Here is a 24,270-nt window from a genome sequence, read left to right on the forward strand (position 1 = left end):
CCATGAATGAAAAGAAGCTAAGAAAGAAAGCCAATTTGTGGATAGCCACGGCCGCAAATGAATTGAACGAGATCCGAAGAAGGTGGCACCTAACCTCCAACCGCCAGTTTGCCCGCGCAGTCGGCATGAACGAGCGCACCATAGCCAAGCTGAATCCGAAACAACCGGACAGCTCGTTGTCGCTCGAGACTGTGGACCGCATCTACAGCGCGCTCATAGCCTTGCGTTGTGTGTACATCACGGACGAAGAAATGGAAGAGGAGTACCGCCGGCTGATGGAGTCGAGGATACGCATCGCTATGAGCGTAGCCCCGCTGCCACAGGCCGTAAAGGACGCTGTAGCAGACGAACTCCAAAGTCGCGGGAAGCAGACCGGAAAATGTTGAAACGGACCCGTCCGAACCGCTGTGCTGATGGTGATAAGGCCGGCGGGGAAGCAGTCGTACAGAAGGTGTAAAAAGGGAAACCTCCGCACTGTCGCCCTCCTCCCGGGCAAAGAGCAAGCGACTGAAAAGATGTGCGGCAAGAAGGCAGAGGCAAGAGGAGACTGAAGCCCGCAACTTCTACCAAGGCCATGACGACCACTCCGCAACGACAAGCGAAAGAGAAATCCCGGGGGGAACAAGCCATGACTGCCCGCCGGGATTTTGTCTGTAATCTGTATACCAGTCGGAAACGGCTCTACGACGCGTTGCCCCCAAAAGAGAAAAAGGGGATGTGTTGTCCCAACACATCCCCTTATCTGATAAAATTTCATGAAACAAACTGCGGAGAGAACGAGATTCGAACTCGTGATACCCTTTAGGGGTATACACGCTTTCCAGGCGTGCCTCTTCAACCACTCGAGCACCTCTCCTTCTGATTTCGGGGTGCAAAGATACGGGAAGTTTGCGAGATTTCCAAATCCAGAAGAAAAGAGTTTACCCCAAAAGAATTGTCTGGCTTCGCACCAAATGCAGGACGAGAGAATCGTTCGAAATAGAGGATGAGCCTATCTCCTTTCGTAATTTGAGCAAGCATATGCATCTCCCCCATATCTGTCGGTATGCTTTTTCAACAGGAGACACTGCTCAGAGCTGTTATCGTACCAAGAACAAAGGACACAAGCTTTTTCTTCATTCTTTGAAATTTCTTCTGCCGAGGGTATCACTGAAGACGTCGCAGCTCCAAGCATCTCTGGAACAGAAGCAAAAACAGCCTTCACGACAATCACCAATATCACCACAAATATATAAAAAATACCAGCAATGGCAGCCGTCAAATAGCTCACACTGAAAATAAGGACGAGTCCAACAGCCGACAGAACAGCCTTTTCCACCCCTTTTCCACCTTTAATGTCATCCCAGAAAGCTCCAACCACATTTCCTAAAAACAGGAATAACAGGAATAAATTCGGAATGATACATAAATAGGGTTGAAGACCATAAGAAGCGTCTGGGAACCACAATGCGCCAACATTGTTTACCCAGTTGGGGTTGTCGTTGCAGTAGGCTACGAAAATGAGAATAAAATTCCAAATACCCAACATAACACCCAATCCCATGGTATTGTTCTGCACAGAAGTGGATTTGTACATGAAACCGGTTATAATCATGGGAAGCGAAATAATGATTACCAGGATAAGAATGGCCAACAAGACCTTCCACCATTGAGCAGTAAAAAGCAGTTTCAAAAAGCCGCTCATCACATACTCGGAAAAAAAGATACCGGCATTGAACAAACGCGGAATGAAAGATTCATCCGCTGTGGTCTGATACACATGGGCACTATAGGCAATTCCCCCCTTTATCAATGCTAAAACACCCGCTTTTCTATCCCGCAACAGCCTCTCACCTTGATGCCAGTTTTCCCAAGCCTTCTGATAATATTGTTCGGCCATGAGGGAATCTTCCAGAACATGAGTCCGCAGAAATCTGCTGTTATAATAATCCCCCATGTCATAATAACTATCCGGATTATTATATTTGATGCCGATTTGTGCCCATTTGAACATGATATCATTCCGTCGGTCTTCATACTCCTCATCACTCATCTTGGGATGTGGTTTACGAAAATCAGCCCATTCTTGAAGCCAAGCATCTGTAATGATCGCGTCATTTCCTGATTCGATCAACACTTGCCGATATCGCTCAAAAGAATCGAGGGGCACTACATCCTTAAAATCATCATAATGCCTTACAACAGCAAACATCGCATTCTTATCCTCCTTCTGCGCCGCCTGATAAACATTCTCCAAATCGCTCTCCCACGGAGAACACGAACCGAGCAAGAGGCATGAAACGATAGAAACGACTAACAATAAATCTTTTCGAAAATGATCCATATATTTCATAACCATTAACTTTGAAACGGTGAACGCATCCTTCACAGAGATGAATCCACCGTTTACAAAACCAGCCTAACCAATACTCATGAGTTTCATTATTTTATTTACTCCATTCTCAAAGTACTTCATCGGACCTTAAAATATGGGGCAAGAACAATTAATAAAATCAACCCTATAATTTGCCCGACTTCGTTCTTTATCCATTCAGTTTACAAAAAAACAATTATTTTAATTGAAAAATTGTCACCCAAAATAGTGATTTTATCTCAAATAAGCAAAACAAATTAAAAGATTCATATTTCTCATACCAATTACTATCATAATCTCTAATTTATTATATAATCTACTTCACTAAAATACTATATATAAATATAGCTTCCAAAGAAAAAATAAAGTAATCTCACTTTCTACACTTAGCTTTTCGTATATTTGCCAACAAAATCATTTTCAACCAAATGCCATGAAAATTCTCTATAAAATACTACTATTATTTCTGCTATTATCATCTTCACTTCATGCAGAACAGATCCCTCTAGATTCTACATTAACGCGCCTTTATACCCACGCTGCCGACCTGATGAGCGAAGGGGGACAAAACAATTACGAAAAAGCCCAACGAACATTTGACAGCGCCTTTGCCATACGCGGAGTAGAACAATCACCTATATTTCCCATATTATTAAACGAACAGGCTACATTATTGGTATACATTGGCGAAGGAGAACGTGCTTTTGAAATGAAAAAAAAGGTGCTCCCTTACTTACCTAAAATAAAAGATCTGGAAAAACACATCAGTGTATACAACGATCTTGCTATTCTTTACCGTCGACGACACATGAATGACTCTACATTATATTACTATAACAAAGCATTAGAAGCCGCACTACAATACAAAGATGAAGGCTGGATTACGCATATCTACAATAATGTTTCCGTTTTTTACTTCAATATAAGACAACTGCACGAAGCAGAAAAATACATAGATCTAGCCACTGAACATGCCATAAAAACTGACGATATTTTTTCAACATTCAGTACATGGCAACTACATGCAGCTATCAAAGCAGAACTAAATAAGCTAAAAGATGCGGAACAGTCCATTCGAAAAGCATGGAATATAGCCTGTCTGTCAGGAGAAAACGCTTCCAGTTGGAAAATCAGATGTTTGCCATCATTACTAAGAATTTTTGAACAAGAAGAGCTATCGGATTCCATAGACTATTACTTGCAATTAGGAAACGACCTTTTAATAAAAGAGCCTACCAATTCCATTCCTGCTATCGGATTTATACAAATAAGGGCCTCCACTGAAATAAACAGAAAGAACTACACACAAGCACTAAAAGACCTACTATGGCTACGAAAAGAAAATATAGGCAGTGAACCTAAAACACTCCTTACGCAAATCGCCCAATGCTATCATGCTATAGGCAACCATGTGCTAGCATATGCTTACATGGACAGTGCACGCATGTGGACCGACACACTGGCCCAACAGAATCTAACTCGACAAATGGCTGAATTCAACGTCAAATACCAAACACAGGAAAAAGAATTACAGATAGCGAATCTAAAACAGCAGCAGCTGGAACATCAAGCCCTTCTGTTGAAAGGAGCTATCGGAAGTGGGTTGTTATTGATTTGCATATCCATCATTTTATTGGGAGTATATCACAAGAAACGGACAGCAGAACAAAAAATTGAATTATTGAAACAAGAAAATGACCTGAACTCAGCACGACGCTATATTGAAGGCCTGGAAACTGAATGTAAATACTTTGCTAAAGAGTTACACGACGGTATCGCCAACGATCTTCTGGCTCTACAAATGAAAATGATACAAATGAAAATGAGTAACCAAACATCAAAAAACAATGCGGAAGAGCTAACCAATCTCGTCGGACAAATAAGAAACAGCGTACGCAATATTTCCCATGAACTGATGCCCCCTGAATTCGATGAACTAAGTCTGGATGAAATATTAGTACGCTATGCTTCAAACCTGAAAGCCAACACCGGCATACAAACCAGCTATACCCCCACCATAGGCAATGCTTCCCGCAATCTCCCCAACGAAACAGCCGATGAGTTGTATCGTATCACGCAGGAGCTCACTATGAACATTGCAAAACATACCCAAGCAGACTATATCCACATCAGCTTACAAACTGAAAATGGAACAAGATATATATTACAGATTGCTGACAATGGTATCCAATCTGCGAATCAGCAGTCTACAAAAAATGATGGCATAGGCCTACGCACCATAAACGACCGTATCAAAGCCATCCGTGCTACTACTAACCAAACTCAATCCAGTGATGGCAACAACATTTTTACACTACAATTCGACATATAGTCCAATGGATAAAAACATGTATAAGCTACTGATCATAGACGACCATCCCATCGTAGCAGAAGGTATCAAAAACATAGCAGAACAACTGGGAGATGTTACATGCCAAAGCGCCATTTGCATGAAAGAAGTGGAACAAGCAGTCAATGCCTGTCAATTCGACCTTTGTATCATTGATCTGGAACTTCCAGACACAAACGGCTTCAAACTGATCGATTTCCTGCACAATCAAATACCAGAATGCAGAATTCTGATATACACCATGCATGAAGAACCTTGGGTCATATCCAAGTTAGCACACCAGGCTATTCATGGGGCTGTCTCAAAAAACAACAGCATCCAGGAACTAGCTACAGCCATCAAAGAAATAAAGAATGGGAATAAATATTTCTGCAAAACTTTTTCCGAGCAGTTCGGTAGAAATTCTATAACTCAGGTACCAGAGTTGTCCAAAAGAGAAAAAGAAGTATTGGCTTTATTATCCCAAGGGCTGAGTACCTCAGAAATTGCAAACAAGATATTTCTTAGCACTAACACGGTACACACTTACCGCAAACGACTGATGGAAAAACTGGAAGCCAAAAATGTGGCAGAATTAGTATACAAAGGAACAGAGCTATTCTAATCAAGATCTTATTCAATAACAAGCAAAACTAAAATACGATTTAAATCATACCACTTAACAAGAGATATTCTGTAAATCTTCTTAAAAGAAAGGGAGGATGTCCTTACGAACACCCTCCCCGGAATATTACAATTGATGTATTACTTGCGGTTTATTCTTCTTCAACTTTCTCGTCTACCGTGTTGTAGTCGAGAACCGTCTTCTTGTTGGCAAGCATACGGTCATACTCTTCTTTGGAACCAACGATAATCTTTTCGAACTCACGCTGACCTGTACCGGCAGGAATGAGGTGACCACAGATCACGTTCTCCTTCATACCTTCCAGACGGTCTACCTTACCGTTGATAGCTGCTTCGTTAAGCACCTTCGTCGTTTCTTGGAAAGAAGCGGCAGACATGAAGCTCGACGTCTGCAGAGCAGCACGCGTAATACCCTGAAGTATCTGTGTAGAAGTGGCAGGCACCGCATCACGTACTTGTACCAGCTTCAAGTCACGACGTTTCAGCATGGAGTTCTCGTCACGCAGCTTGCGAGCAGTAACAATCTGACCCGGCTGCAGATTCTGAGAGTCGCCTGCATCGGTAACCACCTTCTTGCCCCAGATGCGGTCGTTCTCTTCCATGAACTCGATCTTGTCGACTACCTGCTGCTCGAGGAAGCGGGTATCGCCCGGTTCGTTGATTTCGACCTTGCGCATCATCTGACGTACGATGATCTCGAAGTGCTTGTCGTTGATCTTCACACCCTGGAGACGGTAAACATCCTGAACCTCGTTGACAATGTACTCCTGCACAGCCGTAGGACCCTTGATGGCCAGGATATCGGCAGGCGTGATGGCTCCGTCGGACAACGGAGTACCGGCACGTACGTAGTCATTCTCCTGTACCAGGATCTGCTTAGACAGCGGAACAAGATATTTCTTAACCTCACCACCCTTAGAGGTGACGATGATTTCGCGGTTACCACGTTTTACCTTACCCATCGTAATCTCACCATCGATTTCGGAAACGATAGCAGGGTTGGACGGGTTACGTGCTTCGAACAGCTCGGTAACACGGGGAAGACCACCCGTGATATCACCAGCCTTACCAACAGCACGCGGAATCTTCACGATGACTTCGCCGGCCTTCACCTTCTGGCCGTCCTCCACTACCACGTGGCCACCCACGGGGAGGTTGTAGGTACGGATCAGTTCGCCGTCTTCGGTCATAATGTGTGCTGTAGGCACCTTTGCCTTGTCCTTGGACTCGATAACGATGATTTCGCGCAAACCGGTGGACTCGTCGGACTCTACCTTATAGGTGACGTTCTCGATGACATCCTCGAACTCGATTTTACCGGTAGCCTCGGTGATGATAACAGCGTTGAAGGGGTCCCAACGGGCGATGAGCTTGCCTTTCTCTACCACCTCGCCGTCGGCTGCATAGAGCGTAGAACCGTAGGGTACGTTGTGGGTAGAAAGAACGATGTCGGTGTTGACATCGACAAAGCGCAACTCGGCCAGACGGCCTACCACTACCTTGGCGGGTTCGCCTGCTTCGTCGATGACATCGACGGTACGCAGTTCCTCGAACTCGAGGCGGGCGTTGTTCTTGGCCACGATGCTGGCGTTGGCGGCGATGTTGGCAGCCGTACCACCGGCGTGGAATGTACGCAGTGTCAACTGTGTACCCGGCTCACCGATAGACTGTGCCGCAATGACACCGACGGCCTCACCTTTCTGTACCATACGACTGGTAGCCAAGTTACGACCATAACACTTAGCACAAACACCCTTCTTGGATTCGCAAGTGAGCACCGAACGGATTTCGACACTCTCGATAGGAGAATCTTCAATCTTCTGGGCAATGGCCTCTGTGATTTCCTCACCGCCGGCAACAATCAGTTCGCCGGTTGTCGGATGTACAATATCGTGTACGGATACACGTCCCAGAATACGTTCATACAGTGTAGCGATGGTTTCATCGTTATTCTTGAGGGCTGTACAAACCAGTCCGCGGAGTGTTCCACAGTCTTCTTCGTTGATGATCACGTCGTGTGACACGTCGACCAAACGACGAGTCAGGTATCCGGCGTCGGCCGTCTTCAAAGCGGTATCGGCCAAACCTTTACGGGCACCGTGGGTAGAGATAAAGTACTCGAGCACGGACAAACCTTCCTTAAAGTTCGAAAGAATCGGGTTTTCAATGATCTGACCACCTTCGGCACCGGCTTTCTGCGGCTTGGCCATCAAACCACGCATACCGGAAAGCTGACGGATCTGCTCCTTCGAACCACGGGCACCGGAATCCAACATCATGTAGACAGAGTTAAAGCCCTGATCATCAGATGAAATGGTTTTCATCAGGATGTTGGACAATTCGGAGTTGACGTGTGTCCAGATATCAATTACCTGATTGTAACGTTCGTTATTGGTAATGATACCCATATTATAGTTGTTGATAACCTGTTCTACTTCTTCGTAGCCCTTCTGTACAAGTGCCTCCTTCTCTTCAGGAATAATGATATCACCTAAGTTGAAAGACAGACCTCCCTTGAAGGCCATATAGTAACCCAAGTTCTTGATACCGTCAAGGAAGTCAGCAGCCTTGGACACACCGCACACCTTAATAACGTGACTGATGATGTCGCGCAATGACTTCTTAGAGATAATGGTATTGATGTATCCGGCTTCGGGCGGTACAATCTCATTAACAATGACACGACCGACAGAGGTATCGTGCATCATCTTCTTGACAATGTTACCGTTCTCATCTACATCGTCCACGATAACACTAACAGGAGCGTGGATGTCGCACTTGCCTTCGTTATAGGCAATCAGGGCTTCTTCTGGACCATAGAAAGTCAGGCCCTCACCCTTAGCACCCTTACGCAGCTTGGTGATGTAGTACAGACCAAGCACCATATCCTGTGCAGGCACAGTGATAGGCGCACCGTTGGCCGGGTTCAAAATATTGTGTGACTGGAGCATCAACAGCTGTGCCTCCAGAATAGCTTCATTGCTCAACGGAAGGTGGACAGCCATCTGGTCACCGTCGAAGTCGGCGTTGAAGGCCGTACATGCCAACGGGTGCAGCTGGATAGCCTTTCCTTCAATCATCTTGGGCTGGAAGGCCTGGATACCCAAGCGGTGCAGTGTCGGGGCACGGTTCAGCAGAACTGGATGTCCCTTCATGACATGCTCCAAGATATCCCAGATAACGGGTTCCTTGCGGTCTACAATCTTCTTAGCACTCTTCACCGTCTTCACAATGCCGCGCTCAATGAGCTTACGGATAATAAACGGCTTGTAAAGCTCAGCGGCCATCAGTTTGGGAATACCGCACTCGCCCATACGCAGTTCGGGACCAACGACGATAACCGAACGGGCAGAATAGTCAACACGCTTACCCAACAAGTTCTGACGGAAACGTCCCTGCTTACCCTTCAAACTGTCGGAGAGAGATTTCAACGGACGGTTGGCATCAGTCTTCACAGCGCTAGACTTGCGAGAATTGTCAAACAGTGAGTCGACTGCTTCCTGCAACATACGCTTCTCGTTACGAAGAATGACTTCAGGAGCCTTTATTTCAATCAATCTCTTCAGACGGTTGTTACGAATGATAACACGACGATAGAGATCGTTTAAGTCGGACGTAGCGAAACGGCCACCATCCAGCGGAACCAACGGACGCAGTTCAGGCGGAATAACCGGTACGATACGGACAATCATCCACTCGGGCTTGTTGCGGCCGCGAGAAGCACGGAACGACTCAACAACCTGTAGACGTTTCAGCGCCTCGTTCTTACGCTGCTGTGAAGCGTCGTTGTTGGCACGATGGCGGAGTTCATAGGACAATGCATCCAAGTCCAGATGAGTCAGCAGGTCGTAAATGGCCTCTGCACCCATCTTTGCAATAAACTTATTGGGATCAGAATCTTCAAGGAACTGGTTTTCCTTAGGAAGCTTGTCCAACAAATCCAGATATTCGCCCTCTTCCAAAAGGTCATACTGAGCTACTTCGTCAGCCAATACACCGGGCTGAATAACGACGTAACGCTCATAATAGATGATGGCATCCAGTTTCTTAGTCGGCAGACCCAACAGATAACCAATCTTGTTGGGTAAAGAGCGGAAATACCAGATATGAGCCACGGGCACAACCAACTGGATGTGACCCATACGCTCACGGCGCACCTTCTTCTCGGTTACCTCCACACCACAACGGTCGCAGACGATACCTTTGTAACGGATGCGCTTATACTTACCGCAGTGGCACTCATAGTCCTTGATAGGACCGAAGATGCGCTCGCAGAACAAACCGTCACGCTCGGGTTTATAAGTACGGTAATTGATGGTTTCAGGCTTTAAAACTTCACCACTCGAATTCTCAAGGATTTCTTCAGGTGAAGCCAAACCGATAGAGATTTTCGAGAAATTACTCTTTATCTTATTATCTTTTCTAAAAGCCATACTTTATATTGTAATTGATAATTGACAATGGATGATTGAAAAATTACTCTAAGTTGATGCTCAATCCGAGTCCGCGTAACTCATGCAGCAACACGTTCAACGACTCAGGAATACCCGGAGTAGGCATCGGCTCACCTTTGACGATGGCTTCGTATGCCTTCGAACGTCCAACTACATCATCAGACTTGATTGTCAGAATTTCCTGCAGGATGTGTGCAGCACCGAATGCTTCGAGTGCCCAAACCTCCATTTCTCCGAAACGCTGTCCACCGAACTGTGCTTTACCACCCAACGGCTGTTGTGTAATAAGTGAGTACGGACCGATAGAACGGGCATGCATCTTGTCTTCAACCATGTGACCCAGTTTCAGCATGTAGGTCACACCCACAGTAGCTTGCTGCTCGAACGCCTCTCCCGTACCACCATCGTACAGCGTAGTCTTGCCATAACGAGGCAAACCTGCTTTATCAGTCCATGTGTTCAAGTCGTCCAACGTAGCTCCATCAAAGATAGGAGTAGCAAACTTAACGCCCAACTTCTTTCCTGCACTTCCCAATACGGCTTCAAAGATCTGACCAATGTTCATACGAGAAGGCACACCCAACGGATTCAACACAATGTCAACCGGAGTTCCGTCAGCCAAGAACGGCATGTCTTCCTGACGCACTACGCGGGAAACGATACCCTTGTTACCGTGACGTCCGGCCATCTTGTCACCGACACCGATCTTACGCTTCTTGGCAATGTAAACTTTGGCCATCTGAATGATACCGGCAGGCAGTTCGTCGCCAATGGTAATGGCAAATTTCTTACGTTTCAGTTCAGCATCCAATTCTTTATACTTCTTGATGAAGTTCATCACCAAAGCACGGATCAGCGTGTTGGCATGTTCATCCTTCGTCCAGCCGCTCAATTGGATAGCAGTGAAGTCCAAATCGCTAAAATCGGAAGCATGGAAACGGGCACCCTTAGAAATAACATCGGTTCCCATATAATCCTTCACGCCTTCAGAAGTCAAGCCATCAGTCAACTTCAAAAGTTTATCAATCAATATCTTACGTAAATCGGCTACTTTACCTTCAAATTCCTCATCAATCTTTGGCAACAGAGCTTTGTCGGCCAGTTTGGAACTACGAGTCTTTATGACACGTGAGAACAAACGTTTGCCGATAACCACACCTTTCAACGAAGGTGATGCCTTTAAAGAAGCATCTTTTACATCACCGGCTTTATCGCCGAAGATAGCACGAAGCAATTTCTCCTCAGGAGAAGGATCGGACTCACCCTTCGGCGTAATCTTACCGATCAGGATATCACCCGGCTCAATACGGGCACCAACACGCACGATACCATTCTCGTCCAGATCTTTGGTAGCTTCTTCACTTACGTTAGGAATATCAGAGGTCAGCTCTTCCATACCACGTTTCGTCTCACGTACTTCCAACGAATACTCTTCTACGTGTACAGAAGTAAGCAAGTCTTCGCGGACAACACGTTCGTTCAGCACGATGGCATCCTCGTAGTTATATCCCTTCCAAGGCATATAGGCAACCAATAGGTTCTTACCCAATGCTAATTCGCCGTCTTCAGTCGAATAACCCTCAGTAAGGATCTGACCCTTCGTCACACGCTGTCCTTTCACACAGATCGGGCGGAGGTCAATGGTCATATTCTGGTTCGTACGACGCCACTTCGGAATGCGATATTCCTTCAACGCCGATTCGAAACTTACAAATTCTTCATCTTCCGTGCGGTCATAAAGAATACGGATGGTCGTAGCATCCACAAAATCTACTACACCTTCACCTTCGGCCGTAATCTGCGTACGCGAATCGCGAGCCAACTGACGTTCAATACCAGTTCCAACAATCGGCGCCTCGCTACGCAACAAAGGTACTGCCTGGCGCATCATGTTCGATCCCATCAACGCACGATTAGCGTCATCGTGTTCCAAGAACGGAATCAAAGAAGCGGCAATAGAAGCAATCTGCTGCGGAGAAACGTCCATCAGCTCGACTTCATTGGGAGCTACAACAGGATAATCTGCATCCTGACGTGATTTTACTTTATCACGAATAAAGGTTCCGTCATCATTCAAAGGAGCATTACCCTGCGCAATAATCTTGCCTTCCTCTTCTTCGGCGCTCAGATAAACCAATCCTTCGGGAGAAAGATCAACCTTACCGTTTTCTACCTTACGATAAGGGGTCTCGATAAATCCAAGATCGTTGATCTTAGCGAACACACAGAGAGAAGAAATCAAACCGATGTTCGGACCTTCAGGAGTCTCGATAGGACAAAGACGTCCATAGTGAGTATAGTGTACGTCGCGCACCTCGAAACCAGCACGTTCGCGTGACAAACCGCCAGGACCTAAGGCAGACATACGACGCTTATGAGTAATTTCAGCCAATGGATTCGTCTGGTCCATGAATTGAGACAAAGCGTTGGTACCAAAGAACGAATTGATGACTGAAGATATAGTCTTGGCATTAATCAAGTCGATCGGTGTGAACACTTCATTGTCACGCACATTCATTCGCTCACGAATGGTACGAGACATACGGGCCAAACCGATAGCAAACTGATTGGACAGTTGCTCACCGACAGTACGTACACGACGGTTGCTCAAGTGGTCGATATCGTCGACGTCTGCCTTCGAATTGATCAATTCAATCAGATACTTGATAATCTCAATAATATCTTCCTTCGTCAGGACACGTACATCCATGTCGGTCGTCAAGTTCAACTTCTTGTTGATACGATAACGTCCCACATCACCTAAATCATATCTCTTTTCAGAGAAGAACAAATTGTTGATGACTTCACGTGCACTGGCATCATCTGCAGGATCTGCATTACGCAACTGACGGTAAATGTAAAGCACAGCTTCCTTTTCCGAGTTACTAGGGTCTTTCTGTAGTGTATTATATATGATAGAGTAGTCAGACTGGTTCGGTTCTTCCTTATGAACAAGGATATTCTGAACGCCTGACTCTAGAATGATATCTACATGTTCCGGTTCAATCACAGTTTCACGGTCGATAACAACTTCATTACGTTCGATAGAAACTACTTCACCGGTATCTTCATCTACAAAGTCCTCAATCCATGTTTTCAAAACACGGGCAGCCAATTTACGACCAACAATCTTCTTCAGATTGGCTTTATTCACCTTTACGTCTTCTGCCAAATTGAAGATTTCAAGAATATCCTTATCATTCTCAAAACCGATAGCTCTCAGCAACGTTGTAACGGGCAATTTCTTCTTACGGTCGATGTAGGCATACATGACATTGTTGATGTCCGTAGCAAATTCAATCCAGGATCCCTTGAAGGGGATGATACGAGCTGAATACAACTTCGTACCATTGGCATGTACACTCTGACCGAAGAATACGCCCGGCGAACGATGCAATTGGGATACAACGACACGCTCGGCTCCGTTGATGACAAACGTAGCTTTATCTGTCATGTAAGGAATAGGTCCAAGGAAAACGTCCTGAATGACCGTATCAAAGTCCTCATGATCAGGGTCGGTACAATACAATTTCAATTTTGCCTTTAACGGCACACTATAAGTAAGCCCTCGCTCTATACATTCATCGATGGTATAACGCGGCGGATCAATATAGTAGTCCAGAAATTCAAGAACAAAATTGTTTCTTGTATCGGCAATAGGGAAGTTTTCAGCAAATACTTTATACAATCCCTCGTTCTTACGTTTCTCGGGAGGAGTATCCAGTTGTAGAAAGTCTTGGAATGACTTCAATTGTACTTCCAGAAAATCCGGATATGCAAGCGGATTCTTAGTCGAAGCGAAATTAACTCTTTGATTTACAGTATTTGAAGACATCTGATAATGGATTTGTAGAAGTGAATTTTAAATATATACACAAAAAGGTTAAGAACCCTTTTCACGAAGGGTTCTTAACCGAATTACCTGATTTACAGGCTAATGTTATTTAAGTTCAACTTCAGCTCCAGCTTCTTCCAATGTTTTCTTCAGTGACTCTGCTTCGTCCTTAGCCAAACCTTCTTTTACTACGCTAGGAGCACCGTCTACCATGTCCTTAGCTTCCTTCAAACCAAGACCACAAGCTTCCTTAACGGCCTTAACTACTTGAAGTTTAGCTGCACCAGCGCTCTTCAATACTACGTCGAAAGAAGTCTTCTCTTCAGCGGCAGCAGCACCAGCGGCTGCGGGGCCAGCAGCAACAGCAACAGCTGCAGCAGCAGGTTCAATACCGTATTCTTCCTTCAGGATAGTTGCAAGTTCATTAACTTCTTTTACTGTCAAGTTAACTAATTGTTCTGCAAAAGCTTTCAAATCTGCCATTTTTGTATGAATTTAATTGTTTAAATACTAAAATAAATTGATAAAATTTTGTTTGCGGCTACTGTTATGCAGCCAAATAAATCGAAGCCTTAAGCTTCGGTTCTTTCACCAAGAGTCTTGAGAACTCCGTGAAGTGTGTTACCACCTGATTGCAGAGCAGAGATAACGTTCTTGGCCGGAGATTGCAGCAATGCCACGATTTCGGCAATAACTTCGTTCTTGCTCTTGATAGCTACGAGAGCATCCAACTGGTCAGCACCAACATAGAAGCTTTCCTCAGCATATGCAGCTTTCAGTCCCGGAATACCATCTTTAGCTTTATCCTTAATAAGTTTAGCCGGAGCGTTCGCAACATTGCAGAACATAACGGCCGTAGTACCTTTCAGGCAGTCATAAAGCGGAGAATAATCTTCTTCAAGGCTTTCCAAAGCTTTGTGCAGCAATGTATTCTTAACCACCATCAGTTTGATGTCAGCCTTGAAACAAGCAGCTCTCAAAGCGCTGGTAGCAGCTGCATTCATAGCAGTTGTATCTACCAAGTAGAAGTGTCCGTATTCCTTAACTGTAGCAGCAATCTGCTCAATAATCGTACTTTTATCTTCCTTTCTCATTATTACTCCGTTTTATTAGATTTCTTCCACTGATTTAGGGTCAATTTTAACACCCTTACTCATTGTACTAGAAAGATAAATACTCTTAATATATGTACCCTTGGCTGCAGTCGGTTTCAATTTATTCAAAGTAGAGATGAATTCTTTCGCATTGTCGCGAATTTGATCAGCACTAAATGAAACTTTACCGATAGAAGTATGAACAATACCACTCTTGTCAACCTTGAAGTCGATCTTACCTTGTTTTACTTCCTTAACAGCTTTAGCAACATCCATAGTCACAGTACCACTCTTAGGGTTCGGCATCAATCCACGAGGACCGAGTACACGACCGAGGGCACCAATCTTACCCATGATGGAAGGCATCGTGATAATCACATCAATATCTGTCCATCCACCTTTGATCTTTTCAATATATTCGTCAAGACCAACATAGTCAGCGCCTGCTTCTTTTGCAGCAGCTTCAGCATCCGGTGTACAAAGCACCAAAACACGCGTTACTTTACCAGTACCGTGAGGAAGTGATACGACACCTCTCACCATTTGGTTAGCCTTACGCGGGTCAACGCCCAAACGTACGTCGATATCTACAGAAGCATCAAACTTGGTAAAAGTGATTTCCTTTACCAGTGCAGAAGCTTCTTTGAGAGAGTATGCTTTCCCTGCTTCAATTTTTTCTGCAGCTAACTTTTGCTTTTTTGTCAGTTTACCCATTCTAATTGAAGTTTATAAGTTATTCATTAACCGGGAACTCCCCTTTTACAGTGATACCCATACTTCTAGCTGTACCAGCAACCATCTTCATAGCAGCTTCTACAGTGAAACAGTTCAAGTCAACCAACTTGTCTTGAGCAATCGTACGTACTTGTTCCCAAGTGATCTCGGCAATTTTCTTACGATTGGGTTCAGCAGAACCACTCTTCACCTTTGTCAGCTCCAGCAACTGGATTGCAACGGGAGGAGTCTTGATTACAAAATCGAAAGACTTGTCTGCATAGTAAGTAATGATTACAGGAAGAATCTTTCCTGCCTTGTCTTGGGTTCTGGCGTTGAATTGCTTGCAAAACTCCATGATGTTGATACCCTTGGAACCCAAAGCAGGTCCTACGGGAGGTGATGGATTTGCAGCGCCTCCTTTAATCTGTAATTTGATTAGTCCAGCAACTTCTTTAGCCATTTTAATTGATTGATTTATATATTACAATAATGACGGAACGACACAGCGTAACACCTGCATCATTCTTTTTCCACTTGCATAAAGCCCAATTCAAGCGGAGTTTTCCGCCCAAATATCTTCACCATGACCTTCAGCTTCTTTTTCTCGGTGTTCACTTCTTCAATGATACCACTGAATCCGCTGAACGGACCATAATTCACCTTTACAGTCTCACCGACTACATACGGGATGTTCATCTCTTCTGTAGCATCCTGCAATTCGTCAACAGTACCGAGTATGCGATTGACTTCTGATTGTCTTAAAGGTACGGGTTTATCCGAACCTCCCAAGAAACCAATCACGTTTGGAGTGTTTCTCAAGTGATGAGCAACCTCACCAACCAAAGCCGCCTCTACCAAAACGTAACCAGGAAGATAACTTCTTTCCTTCACAATTTTCTTGCCATTGCGAACCTGATATACCTTTTCAGTAGGAATCAACACCTGAGACACGTAATCACCAAGGTCGCTGTTCTTAATGTCAGCTTCAAGGTATTCCTTTACCTTAGTTTCTTTTCCGCTGATAGCACGCAATACGTACCATTTCTTTTCAATCTCAGACATTCTTCAAGCTTTTTAATGAGGATAAACAAACTCCATTACGTGCTGGAAACAATAGTCCATCACAAACACCACCAATGCGATGAGCAGGGAAGCATATAAAACAACTACCGCACTGTTGGTAAGTTCAGAATACGTAGGCCACGATACTTTATGTACAAGTTCGTCGTAAGTTTCTTTGAAATAAGTTACAATCTTTTTCATTGCTTCAATATTAGCACGGGAGGAGAGGCTCGAACTCCCGACACCCGGTTTTGGAGACCGGTGCTCTACCAACTGAGCTACTCCCGTTTGAACATAATCAGTTCCCGATAGTAAATAACGGGAACTGATTAAGATTTATATTTTAGTCAAGAATTTCAGTAATCTGACCAGAACCTACTGTACGACCACCTTCACGGATAGCGAAGCGCAGACCTACGTTCAAGGCAACCGGATAGATCAGCGTAACAGTGATTTCAACGTTATCACCCGGCATTACCATTTCTACGCCTTCCGGCAGAGTGATTTCACCTGTACAGTCCATAGTACGCAGATAGAACTGAGGACGATACTTGTTGTGGAACGGAGTGTGACGACCACCTTCCTCTTTCTTCAAAACGTAGATAGAAGCTTTGAACTTAGAGTGAGGCTTAATCTGACCCGGCTTGCAGAGTACCATACCGCGCTTGATTTCGTTCTTGTCGATACCACGCAGCAACAGACCTACGTTATCACCAGCTTCACCTTCATCCAACAGTTTGCGGAACATTTCAACGCCAGTTACAACCGACTTCTTATCCTCACCCAAACCAAGGATTTCAACTTCATCACCTACCTTGATAACACCAGCCTCGATACGACCAGTAGCTACAGTACCACGACCAGTGATAGAGAATACGTCTTCAACAGGCATCAAGAACGGTTTATCTACATCACGCGGAGGCAGAGGAATCCAGCTATCGCAAGCATCCATCAGCTCCATAACTTTTTCTTCCCACTTTTCAACGCCGTTCAATGCACCCAGCGCAGAACCCTGGATAAACGGAGTGTTGTCACCATCGAAATCATAAGCAGACAACAGTTCACGCATTTCCATTTCAACGAGTTCCAACATTTCAGGGTCGTCTACCATATCGCACTTGTTCATGAATACAACCAGCCTAGGAACGTTTACCTGACGAGCCAGCAAGATGTGCTCGCGAGTCTGAGGCATCGGACCATCAGTTGCAGCAACTACGATGATAGCACCATCCATCTGAGCGGCACCAGTTACCATGTTCTTTACGTAGTCGGCGTGACCCGGGCAGTCTACGTGAGCATAGTGACGGTTAGCAGTCTCGTATTCAACGTGAGAAGTGTTGATAGTAATACCTCTTTCCTTCTCTTCAGGAGCGTTGTCGATCTGATCGAAAGACTTAACTTCTGACAGACCCTTCTTAGCCAACACTGTAGTGATAGCAGCTGTCAACGTGGTTTTACCGTGGTCAACGTGACCAATTGTACCAATGTTCACGTGGGGTTTGGTACGTTCGAATTTCTCTTTAGCCATAGCTTTACTTGTTATTTATTTGATTAATAATCAGCATTTACAATGTAAGAGCTGTTACCGGGACTTGAACCCGGGACCTCTTCCTTACCAAGGAAGTGCTCTACCGCTGAGCTATAACAGCAAGTGAAAGGAGTGGGCAAAGATGGATTCGAACCACCGAAGGCGTAAGCCAGCAGATTTACAGTCTGCCCCATTTGGCCACTCTGGTATTTGCCCATCACTTTGTTTTTCGAGCCTCTTGTCGGATTCGAACCAACGACCCCGAGATTACAAATCACGTGCTCTGGCCAACTGAGCTAAAGAGGCAATTTTGCAGCCGTTCGCGCTATACCGTGTGCGAAACGGCTGCAAATTTAGGCATTTATTTCATTCCCGCAAAATTTTTGCAGGTTTTTTATTTATTACGTATTTTTTCCTTGTACTTAACCAGTTGTTTTTCCAAAGCTTCCAAACATAAGTCTACCGCTTCTTCAAACGTATCACAAACCTTGTTCGCATACAATTCGCCATTGGGAACTAAGACCTTCACTCCGGCTTCCTTGTTTTCGGCTGTTTCTGGTTTAACTACCTTTAATGACACCTCTACTTTCTGTATATCATCATAAAATCGCTCCAACTTCGCAGCTTTCTTTTGGATAAAAGCCTGCAATTGCTCTGATGCGTCAAAGTGAATTGATTGAATTCTAATTTCCATACATACCTCCTTTTCTTTAAGCCCGAGGATGGGCCTGGTTATACACTTTTTTAAGCTCTTCGAAAGTCGTATGCGTGTAAATCTCGGTAGTAGCCAAGCTTTCGTGCCCCAACAGTTCCTTAATTGCTCCAAGTTCCGCTTCATGATTCAGCATGCTTGTCGCAAAGGTATGCCGTAGCACATGTGGACTCCGTTTTTTCACAGTCACCACCTTCGAAAGGTTTCGCGTCACAATTTTCCTCACGATATTAGGATAAAGCCGCTCACCCGTCTTACGGACAAAAAAAGCGCCCGACCGAACCGGAACCGATTCATCCCGTTGCTTCACATAAGCCTCCATCTCCACCCGCAATTCTTCACCAAAAGGAATCAGACGCTGCTTGTTACGTTTACCGGTGACCTTAATCACCGATGCCGCAAAATCAACATCCCCGTCGTCGAGGCCTATCAGTTCCGAAAGTCTCATGCCTGTGGCATAAAACATAGCAATAACCAAATGGTCACGGCAACCTTCAAATCCTTCTCCAAAGTCCTCATCATCCAGCAATCGGTTCATTTCACTTTCCTTCACGAAAACGGGCAGGTTTTTCTTGTTTTTAGGCCCCGTTATCTTACGCAACGGATCCACTTTCACCTCTCCCTTCCTCAGAAGATACTTATAATATGACCGAAGCGAGCTGAGCTTACGGTTCACAGAAGTCGTCGCATAGCCGAGGTTCATCAAATGAATCATCCATTCGCGAACAACGTCCACCACCACTTCCGAAGGAGACTGAAGACCGACATCTTCTCCGCCAAACTCCTGAAACTGACGGATATCCTCACCGTAAGCTTTTACGGTATCATCAGAATAATTCCGCTCATAACGGAGATAATCGAGAAAAGAGTCTGTCAGCAACATATCGCTACATAACTAAATGTGCAACGAATGTATGAAAAGAATTCAATAATTCAAAGGATTTTACGAATTATTAATCTTCTACTTGCTGAAGTTTCTGAACGTAAACGGCACGTTCTTTCTTAAGTCTTTTAATAACAGACGGTTTGTCAAACTGCTGTCTGCTTCTCAACTCTTTTACGATGCCAGTCTTTTCAAATTTACGTTTGAATTTCTTCAGCGCTTTCTCAATGTTTTCGCCTTCTTTTACAGGTACTACAATCATTGTTTTTAATTAATTAAAAAGTTAATGTTTAAAAATCTCACGATTAATTCGAGCCGCAAAAGTACACATATTTTCTTGATTCACAAAAAACTTTCTGCAAAATCTTAGCAAACAGGCAGATATTCTTTTCTTTAGCTATCTTTACATGGAACTATCAACAACTAGAAAAAATCTCAAAAACGGCGTAAAAGTTTGCACCGTCCGCGTTCTTTATGTACTTTTGATAATCGTAATGCCTGCTTCCGACAGGCATTACGATCCCCACACAATCATACATCTTTTATATAGTGAATTATGAACGACACCATTAAAGAACGCATCCAGACTCTCCGCGCATGGATGAAACAGACGGGGATAGAAGCATTCATCATCCCCAGTACAGACCCGCACCTGAGCGAATACGTAGCCCCCCACTGGCAGAGTCGAGAATGGATTTCCGGTTTTACCGGCTCGGCAGGGACCGTAGTGGTTACCGAGAAAGAAACCGGCTTGTGGGCCGACTCGCGCCACTTCCTGCAAGCCGCCCAGCAGCTGGGAGGTACCGGCATCGACCTCTATAAGGAGATGCTGCCCGAAACGCCTTCCATCCCCGCTTTTCTATCCGAACAATTAAAAAAGGGACAAAGTGTAGGCATCGACGGCAAGGTATTCGCTACCGACGCAGCCCGATCACTCCAAAAAGAACTGGAAAACAACGGAATAACACTCAAATGCACCGCTGATCCGATGGAACAGATATGGGACGGGCGACCGGAAATGCCACAAGCCCAGGCCTTTATCCACGACACGAAATATGCCGGACGTACCTGTGCCGAGAAACTGGAAGCCATACGTGCCGAGATGAAGAAAGCCAAAGCCGACAGCTTGCTGCTCTCTGCCCTCGACGAAATAGCATGGACACTGAACCTGCGCGGCAGCGATGTGCACTGCAATCCAGTCGTTGTCAGCTACTTGCTGATTGGAGAAAACGAAGCGCACTACTTTATCAACTCGCAAAAGGTAACACCCGAAGTCGCTGCACACCTGCATGAAGCGGGCGTATCACTACACACCTATCAGGAAATCGAGTCCTACCTCGCCCAATTGCCGGCAGAAAACCTGATGCTGGAGCCAGGCAAGACCAACTATGCCGTACGCTCGGCCATTCCCCAGCAGTGCCGCGTCATCGAAGCCCCCTCGCCCGTTGCCCTTCTGAAAGCCGTACGCAACGAACAGGAGATAGCCGGACTCCGACAGGCCATGCAACGCGACGGCGTAGCACTGGTGAAGTTCCTAAAGTGGCTGGAAGAAGCAGTTCCTCAAGGTAAGGAAACGGAAATCAGCGTGGACAAGAAACTGCATGAGCTGCGTGCCGCCCAACCGCTCTACATGGGCGAAAGTTTCGACACCATCGCCGGGTACGGAGCTCACGCGGCCATCGTCCACTACGAAGCCACACCCGAAACAGACATTCCGCTGGAGCCCCGCGGCTTCCTGCTGCTCGACTCGGGTGCACAATACCTGGACGGTACCACGGACATTACCCGTACCATCGCCCTCGGCCCGCTGACAGACGAAGAAAAGACCGACTACACCTTAATATTAAAGGGCCACATCGACCTGGCCATGGCTGTCTTCCCCGAAGGCACGCGCGGTGCACAGCTCGACGTACTGGCCCGCATGCCCATCTGGCAGCACCGCATGAACTTCCTGCACGGCACGGGGCATGGCGTGGGCCATTTCCTCAACGTGCACGAAGGCCCGCAGAGCATCCGCATGAACGATAACCCCGTCACCCTGCGCCCAGGTATGGTCACCAGCAACGAACCGGGCGTTTATAAGGCCGGCAGCCATGGCATCCGCACGGAGAACCTGGTGCTCACTGTTCCTGCAGGCGAAGGCCTGTTCGGCCGTTACCTGAAGTTCGAGACCGTCACCCTCTGCCCCATCTGCACTCGTGGCATCGTCCGCGACCTGCTGACTCCGGCAGAAATAGACTGGCTGAACCAATACCACCGCACGGTGTACGAGCAACTCTCGCCCAGCCTCGACGAAGACGAACGGCTGTGGCTGGAGAAGGCTTGCAAGGCAATTTAATTTAACCTTTAACCCCTAAAGAAAAATGGCATTAATCAAATCAGTAAGAGGCTTTACGCCCGAAATAGGAGAAAACTGCTACCTGGCCGACAACGCCACCATCGTAGGCGACGTAAAGATGGGCCGCGACTGCAGTGTATGGTTCAACACCGTGTTGCGCGGTGACGTCAACTCCATCCGCATCGGCAACGGTGTGAACATACAGGACGGCAGCGTGCTGCACACGCTCTACGAGAAATCGACCATCGAAATAGGCGACCACGTGTCCATCGGTCACAACGTCACCATCCACGGCGCCACCGTGAAGGACTATGCCCTTGTCGGCATGGGTGCTACCATCCTCGACCACGCCGTCGTGGGCGAAGGCGCCATCGTAGCCGCCGGCTCGCTGGTACTGAGCAACACGGTCATCGAGCCGGGCAGCATCTGGGGCGGTGTACCCGCCAAGTTCATCAAGAAGGTGGACCCCGAACAGGCCAAGGAACTGAACCAGAAGATTGCGCACAACTACCTGATGTACGCCAGTTGGTACAAAGAGTGAGACGCTCCCAAAGATGGTCCTCTCACCCAGTGCTTCCTCATCCCCTGACGAAGCACTTTGTTACCCCCTCATAAAGCACTTCCTCACGACCTCATGCAGCACGGCATGAAGTGGTGAGGAAGTGCTCTGTTATAGAGAGTATGCAGAATACCGCTTATTTCAGGACCTCTACCGCACGCTGGATACGACGGATAGTCTCTTCCTTACCCAGCAGCTCGGTGATGTCGAACATGTGCGGACCCTTGCACTCGCCCACAACAGCCAGACGGAAGGCATTCATCACGTTGCCCATGTGGTAGCCCTTCTCCGTAATCCAGCCGATGACGATGTCTTCGGACGGCTTCGAGCTGAAATCGGCGATGCCGCGCAGTACTTCCACCAACTCGCCCATGATGCGGGGCGTGTCTTCGGACCAGCGTTTCTTCACGTCCTTCTCGGCATACGTTTCGGGAGCCACGAAGAAGAAGCGTGCCTGATCCCAGAGTTCCTTCACAAAGTTGACGCGGCCCTTGACGAGCGACACCACGCGGGTCAGGAACTCGTCGCTGTATTGTGCCACGTCTACGCCATTGGCTGCCAGTACAGGCTTGAACAGCTCAGCGATTTCGGCGTCAGGCTTCTGGAGGATATATTCGTGGTTGAACCAGATACCTTTCTTATAGTCGAACTTGGCACCGGCCTTGCTGCAATGACTCAGGTCGAAGAGCTTCACCAGCTCGTCCATCGACATCAGTTCCTGGTCGTTGCCGGGGTTCCATCCCAGCAGGGCGAGGAAGTTGATGACGGCCTCGGGCAAGTAACCGGCCTCGCGATAACCCGAAGACACTTCGCCGGTCTTGGGGTCGTGCCATTCCAGAGGGAAAACGGGGAAGCCCAGACGGTCGCCGTCGCGCTTGCTCAGCTTGCCGTTGCCTTCGGGCTTCAGCAGCAGGGGCAGGTGGGCAAACTGGGGCATGGTGTCTTCCCAACCGAAAGCGCGGTAGAGCAGCACATGCAGCGGAGCCGAAGGCAACCACTCCTCGCCGCGGATGACGTGGGATACCTCCATGAGGTGGTCGTCCACGATATTGGCCAGGTGATAGGTAGGCAGCTCGTCGGCCGACTTATAAAGCACCTTGTCGTCGAGGATGGAAGAGTTGATGACCACTTCGCCACGGATGAGGTCGTGGACATGCACGTCTTCATTCGGCTCAATCTTGAAACGTACGACATATTGCTTGCCCTCGGCGATCAGCGCATCTACTTCTTCCTTCGGAAGAGTCAGCGAGTTGCGCATCTGCAGGCGGGTAGAAGCGTCATACTGGAAGTTGGCCACTTCCTTGCGCTTAGCCTCCAGTTCTTCGGGCGTATCGAAAGCGATATAGGCTTTTCCTGCATCGAGCAGCACCTGGACGTACTTCTTGTAAATGTCGCGACGTTCGGACTGACGGTAGGGACCGTGGTCACCACCAAAGCTGACACCCTCGTCGAAAGGAATGCCGAGCCACTTGAACGACTCCAGGATATATTCTTCAGCACCCGGAACGAAACGGTTGCTGTCGGTGTCTTCGATACGGAAAATAAGATCACCTCCATGCTGACGCGCAAAAAGGTAATTATACAACGCGGTGCGCACACCGCCGATGTGCAAAGCGCCCGTCGGACTCGGGGCAAAACGGACTCTGACTCTTCTTTCTGCCATAATCTTCCTTACTTTATGAATATTTTAGGCGGCAAAATTAAGCCTTTTTTTCCACATGATTGTTTTTTTTTGTACTTTTCGCAAAAATTTCAACCGAT

19 protein-coding genes and 5 tRNA genes are annotated in these 24,270 nt (G+C 46.5%); 5 read left to right on the forward strand and 19 right to left on the reverse strand.

Annotated features, from left to right (window positions below):
* The first annotated feature begins 2 nt into the window (after positions 1-2).
* A complete protein-coding gene (locus BQ8005_RS10350) occupies positions 3-386 on the forward strand; it encodes a hypothetical protein (RefSeq protein ID WP_159436239.1) in 384 nt (127 codons plus the stop codon).
* A gap of 382 nt (positions 387-768) precedes the next feature.
* Here BQ8005_RS10350 and BQ8005_RS10355 read toward each other — a convergent pair.
* Positions 769-856: transfer RNA gene (locus BQ8005_RS10355), tRNA-Ser, on the reverse strand.
* A 135-nt stretch (positions 857-991) separates the two neighbouring features.
* Positions 992-2,332, reverse strand: a complete 1,341-nt coding sequence (locus BQ8005_RS10360) for a hypothetical protein (protein WP_159436240.1) — start codon at positions 2,330-2,332, stop codon at positions 992-994.
* A 454-nt stretch (positions 2,333-2,786) separates the two neighbouring features.
* Here BQ8005_RS10360 and BQ8005_RS10365 point away from each other — a divergent pair, with 454 nt between their 5' ends.
* Positions 2,787-4,685, forward strand: a complete 1,899-nt coding sequence (locus BQ8005_RS10365) for a tetratricopeptide repeat-containing sensor histidine kinase (protein WP_075317991.1) — start codon at positions 2,787-2,789, stop codon at positions 4,683-4,685.
* A 16-nt stretch (positions 4,686-4,701) separates the two neighbouring features.
* On the forward strand, positions 4,702-5,307 hold the full coding sequence (locus BQ8005_RS10370; protein WP_021847924.1) for a response regulator: 606 nt from the start codon (positions 4,702-4,704) through the stop codon (positions 5,305-5,307).
* A 151-nt stretch (positions 5,308-5,458) separates the two neighbouring features.
* Here BQ8005_RS10370 and rpoC read toward each other — a convergent pair whose 3' ends face one another.
* From rpoC to rpsU, 16 genes are all read right to left on the reverse strand, one after another.
* Positions 5,459-9,760: a DNA-directed RNA polymerase subunit beta' gene (rpoC, locus tag BQ8005_RS10375; RefSeq protein WP_075317993.1), complete on the reverse strand. Its 4,302-nt coding sequence runs from the start codon at positions 9,758-9,760 to the stop codon at positions 5,459-5,461.
* Between the two features lie 43 nt (positions 9,761-9,803).
* Complete coding sequence (rpoB, locus tag BQ8005_RS10380) at positions 9,804-13,616, reverse strand: DNA-directed RNA polymerase subunit beta (protein WP_021847742.1); 3,813 nt, start codon at positions 13,614-13,616, stop codon at positions 9,804-9,806.
* A gap of 105 nt (positions 13,617-13,721) precedes the next feature.
* A complete protein-coding gene (gene rplL, locus BQ8005_RS10385; protein ID WP_022020579.1) occupies positions 13,722-14,099 on the reverse strand; it encodes a 50S ribosomal protein L7/L12 in 378 nt (125 codons plus the stop codon).
* Between the two features lie 89 nt (positions 14,100-14,188).
* Positions 14,189-14,710: a 50S ribosomal protein L10 gene (rplJ, locus tag BQ8005_RS10390; RefSeq protein WP_075317994.1), complete on the reverse strand. Its 522-nt coding sequence runs from the start codon at positions 14,708-14,710 to the stop codon at positions 14,189-14,191.
* 15 nt (positions 14,711-14,725) lie between these two features.
* Positions 14,726-15,424: a 50S ribosomal protein L1 gene (gene rplA / locus BQ8005_RS10395; protein ID WP_075317995.1), complete on the reverse strand. Its 699-nt coding sequence runs from the start codon at positions 15,422-15,424 to the stop codon at positions 14,726-14,728.
* Positions 15,425-15,443: 19 nt separating this feature from the next.
* Positions 15,444-15,887, reverse strand: coding sequence for a 50S ribosomal protein L11 (gene rplK, locus BQ8005_RS10400; protein WP_075317996.1), 444 nt, complete (start codon positions 15,885-15,887; stop codon positions 15,444-15,446).
* Positions 15,888-15,946: 59 nt separating this feature from the next.
* The gene (gene nusG, locus BQ8005_RS10405) at positions 15,947-16,489 is read right to left on the reverse strand and encodes a transcription termination/antitermination protein NusG (protein ID WP_075317997.1); all 543 of its coding nucleotides are present in this window, start codon (positions 16,487-16,489) and stop codon (positions 15,947-15,949) included.
* A 12-nt stretch (positions 16,490-16,501) separates the two neighbouring features.
* Positions 16,502-16,690 carry a preprotein translocase subunit SecE gene (gene secE / locus BQ8005_RS10410; protein ID WP_075317998.1) on the reverse strand — a complete coding sequence of 63 codons (189 nt, stop codon included), beginning with the start codon at positions 16,688-16,690 and terminating at the stop codon, positions 16,502-16,504.
* A 14-nt stretch (positions 16,691-16,704) separates the two neighbouring features.
* Positions 16,705-16,777: transfer RNA gene (locus tag BQ8005_RS10415), tRNA-Trp, on the reverse strand.
* 55 nt (positions 16,778-16,832) lie between these two features.
* Positions 16,833-18,017: an elongation factor Tu gene (gene tuf / locus BQ8005_RS10420; protein ID WP_075317999.1), complete on the reverse strand. Its 1,185-nt coding sequence runs from the start codon at positions 18,015-18,017 to the stop codon at positions 16,833-16,835.
* A 49-nt stretch (positions 18,018-18,066) separates the two neighbouring features.
* A tRNA-Thr gene (locus tag BQ8005_RS10425) sits at positions 18,067-18,138 on the reverse strand.
* A 12-nt stretch (positions 18,139-18,150) separates the two neighbouring features.
* Positions 18,151-18,233 (reverse strand) — tRNA-Tyr (locus BQ8005_RS10430).
* Positions 18,234-18,249: 16 nt separating this feature from the next.
* Positions 18,250-18,323 (reverse strand) — tRNA-Thr (locus tag BQ8005_RS10435).
* Between the two features lie 88 nt (positions 18,324-18,411).
* Positions 18,412-18,711, reverse strand: coding sequence for a ribosome hibernation-promoting factor, HPF/YfiA family (gene hpf / locus BQ8005_RS10440; protein ID WP_021848666.1), 300 nt, complete (start codon positions 18,709-18,711; stop codon positions 18,412-18,414).
* A gap of 16 nt (positions 18,712-18,727) precedes the next feature.
* On the reverse strand, positions 18,728-19,609 hold the full coding sequence (locus tag BQ8005_RS10445; RefSeq protein WP_083610610.1) for a tyrosine recombinase XerC: 882 nt from the start codon (positions 19,607-19,609) through the stop codon (positions 18,728-18,730).
* A gap of 73 nt (positions 19,610-19,682) precedes the next feature.
* Positions 19,683-19,874 carry a 30S ribosomal protein S21 gene (gene rpsU / locus BQ8005_RS10450; RefSeq protein WP_021848668.1) on the reverse strand — a complete coding sequence of 64 codons (192 nt, stop codon included), beginning with the start codon at positions 19,872-19,874 and terminating at the stop codon, positions 19,683-19,685.
* A gap of 294 nt (positions 19,875-20,168) precedes the next feature.
* Between rpsU and BQ8005_RS10455 the strand changes: the two genes are divergently transcribed.
* Both BQ8005_RS10455 and BQ8005_RS10460 read left to right on the forward strand, forming a co-directional pair.
* Positions 20,169-21,950, forward strand: a complete 1,782-nt coding sequence (locus BQ8005_RS10455) for an aminopeptidase P family protein (protein ID WP_075318001.1) — start codon at positions 20,169-20,171, stop codon at positions 21,948-21,950.
* A gap of 25 nt (positions 21,951-21,975) precedes the next feature.
* Positions 21,976-22,491 (forward strand): gamma carbonic anhydrase family protein, encoded by a 516-nt coding sequence (locus BQ8005_RS10460; protein WP_021848670.1) that lies wholly within the window; start codon positions 21,976-21,978, stop codon positions 22,489-22,491.
* A gap of 154 nt (positions 22,492-22,645) precedes the next feature.
* Here BQ8005_RS10460 and gltX read toward each other — a convergent pair whose 3' ends face one another.
* The gene (gene gltX, locus BQ8005_RS10465; RefSeq protein ID WP_075318002.1) at positions 22,646-24,172 is read right to left on the reverse strand and encodes a glutamate--tRNA ligase; all 1,527 of its coding nucleotides are present in this window, start codon (positions 24,170-24,172) and stop codon (positions 22,646-22,648) included.
* Positions 24,173-24,270: the final 98 nt, after the last annotated feature.

The sequence above is a fragment of the Bacteroides togonis genome (genome assembly GCF_900130135.1).
Classification (GTDB): Bacteria; Bacteroidota; Bacteroidia; order Bacteroidales; family Bacteroidaceae; genus Bacteroides; species Bacteroides pullorum.

Excerpts from the sequence above, each read along its gene's own strand:
- rpsU (WP_021848668.1), bottom strand. The coding sequence starts at position 19,874 with ATGATTGTAGTACCTGTAAAAGAAGGCGAAAACATTGAGAAAGCGCTG.
- BQ8005_RS10370 (WP_021847924.1), top strand. The coding sequence starts at position 4,702 with ATGTATAAGCTACTGATCATAGACGACCATCCCATCGTAGCAGAAGGT.
- nusG (WP_075317997.1), bottom strand. The coding sequence starts at position 16,489 with ATGTCTGAGATTGAAAAGAAATGGTACGTATTGCGTGCTATCAGCGGA.
- BQ8005_RS10360 (WP_159436240.1), bottom strand. The coding sequence starts at position 2,332 with ATGAAATATATGGATCATTTTCGAAAAGATTTATTGTTAGTCGTTTCT.
- tuf (WP_075317999.1), bottom strand. The coding sequence starts at position 18,017 with ATGGCTAAAGAGAAATTCGAACGTACCAAACCCCACGTGAACATTGGT.
- BQ8005_RS10350 (WP_159436239.1), top strand. The coding sequence starts at position 3 with ATGAATGAAAAGAAGCTAAGAAAGAAAGCCAATTTGTGGATAGCCACG.
- rplL (WP_022020579.1), bottom strand. The coding sequence starts at position 14,099 with ATGGCAGATTTGAAAGCTTTTGCAGAACAATTAGTTAACTTGACAGTA.
- BQ8005_RS10455 (WP_075318001.1), top strand. The coding sequence starts at position 20,169 with ATGAACGACACCATTAAAGAACGCATCCAGACTCTCCGCGCATGGATG.
- rplJ (WP_075317994.1), bottom strand. The coding sequence starts at position 14,710 with ATGAGAAAGGAAGATAAAAGTACGATTATTGAGCAGATTGCTGCTACA.
- hpf (WP_021848666.1), bottom strand. The coding sequence starts at position 18,711 with ATGGAAATTAGAATTCAATCAATTCACTTTGACGCATCAGAGCAATTG.
- rpoC (WP_075317993.1), bottom strand. The coding sequence starts at position 9,760 with ATGGCTTTTAGAAAAGATAATAAGATAAAGAGTAATTTCTCGAAAATC.
- BQ8005_RS10365 (WP_075317991.1), top strand. The coding sequence starts at position 2,787 with ATGAAAATTCTCTATAAAATACTACTATTATTTCTGCTATTATCATCT.
- secE (WP_075317998.1), bottom strand. The coding sequence starts at position 16,690 with ATGAAAAAGATTGTAACTTATTTCAAAGAAACTTACGACGAACTTGTA.
- rpoB (WP_021847742.1), bottom strand. The coding sequence starts at position 13,616 with ATGTCTTCAAATACTGTAAATCAAAGAGTTAATTTCGCTTCGACTAAG.
- rplA (WP_075317995.1), bottom strand. The coding sequence starts at position 15,424 with ATGGGTAAACTGACAAAAAAGCAAAAGTTAGCTGCAGAAAAAATTGAA.
- BQ8005_RS10460 (WP_021848670.1), top strand. The coding sequence starts at position 21,976 with ATGGCATTAATCAAATCAGTAAGAGGCTTTACGCCCGAAATAGGAGAA.
- rplK (WP_075317996.1), bottom strand. The coding sequence starts at position 15,887 with ATGGCTAAAGAAGTTGCTGGACTAATCAAATTACAGATTAAAGGAGGC.
- gltX (WP_075318002.1), bottom strand. The coding sequence starts at position 24,172 with ATGGCAGAAAGAAGAGTCAGAGTCCGTTTTGCCCCGAGTCCGACGGGC.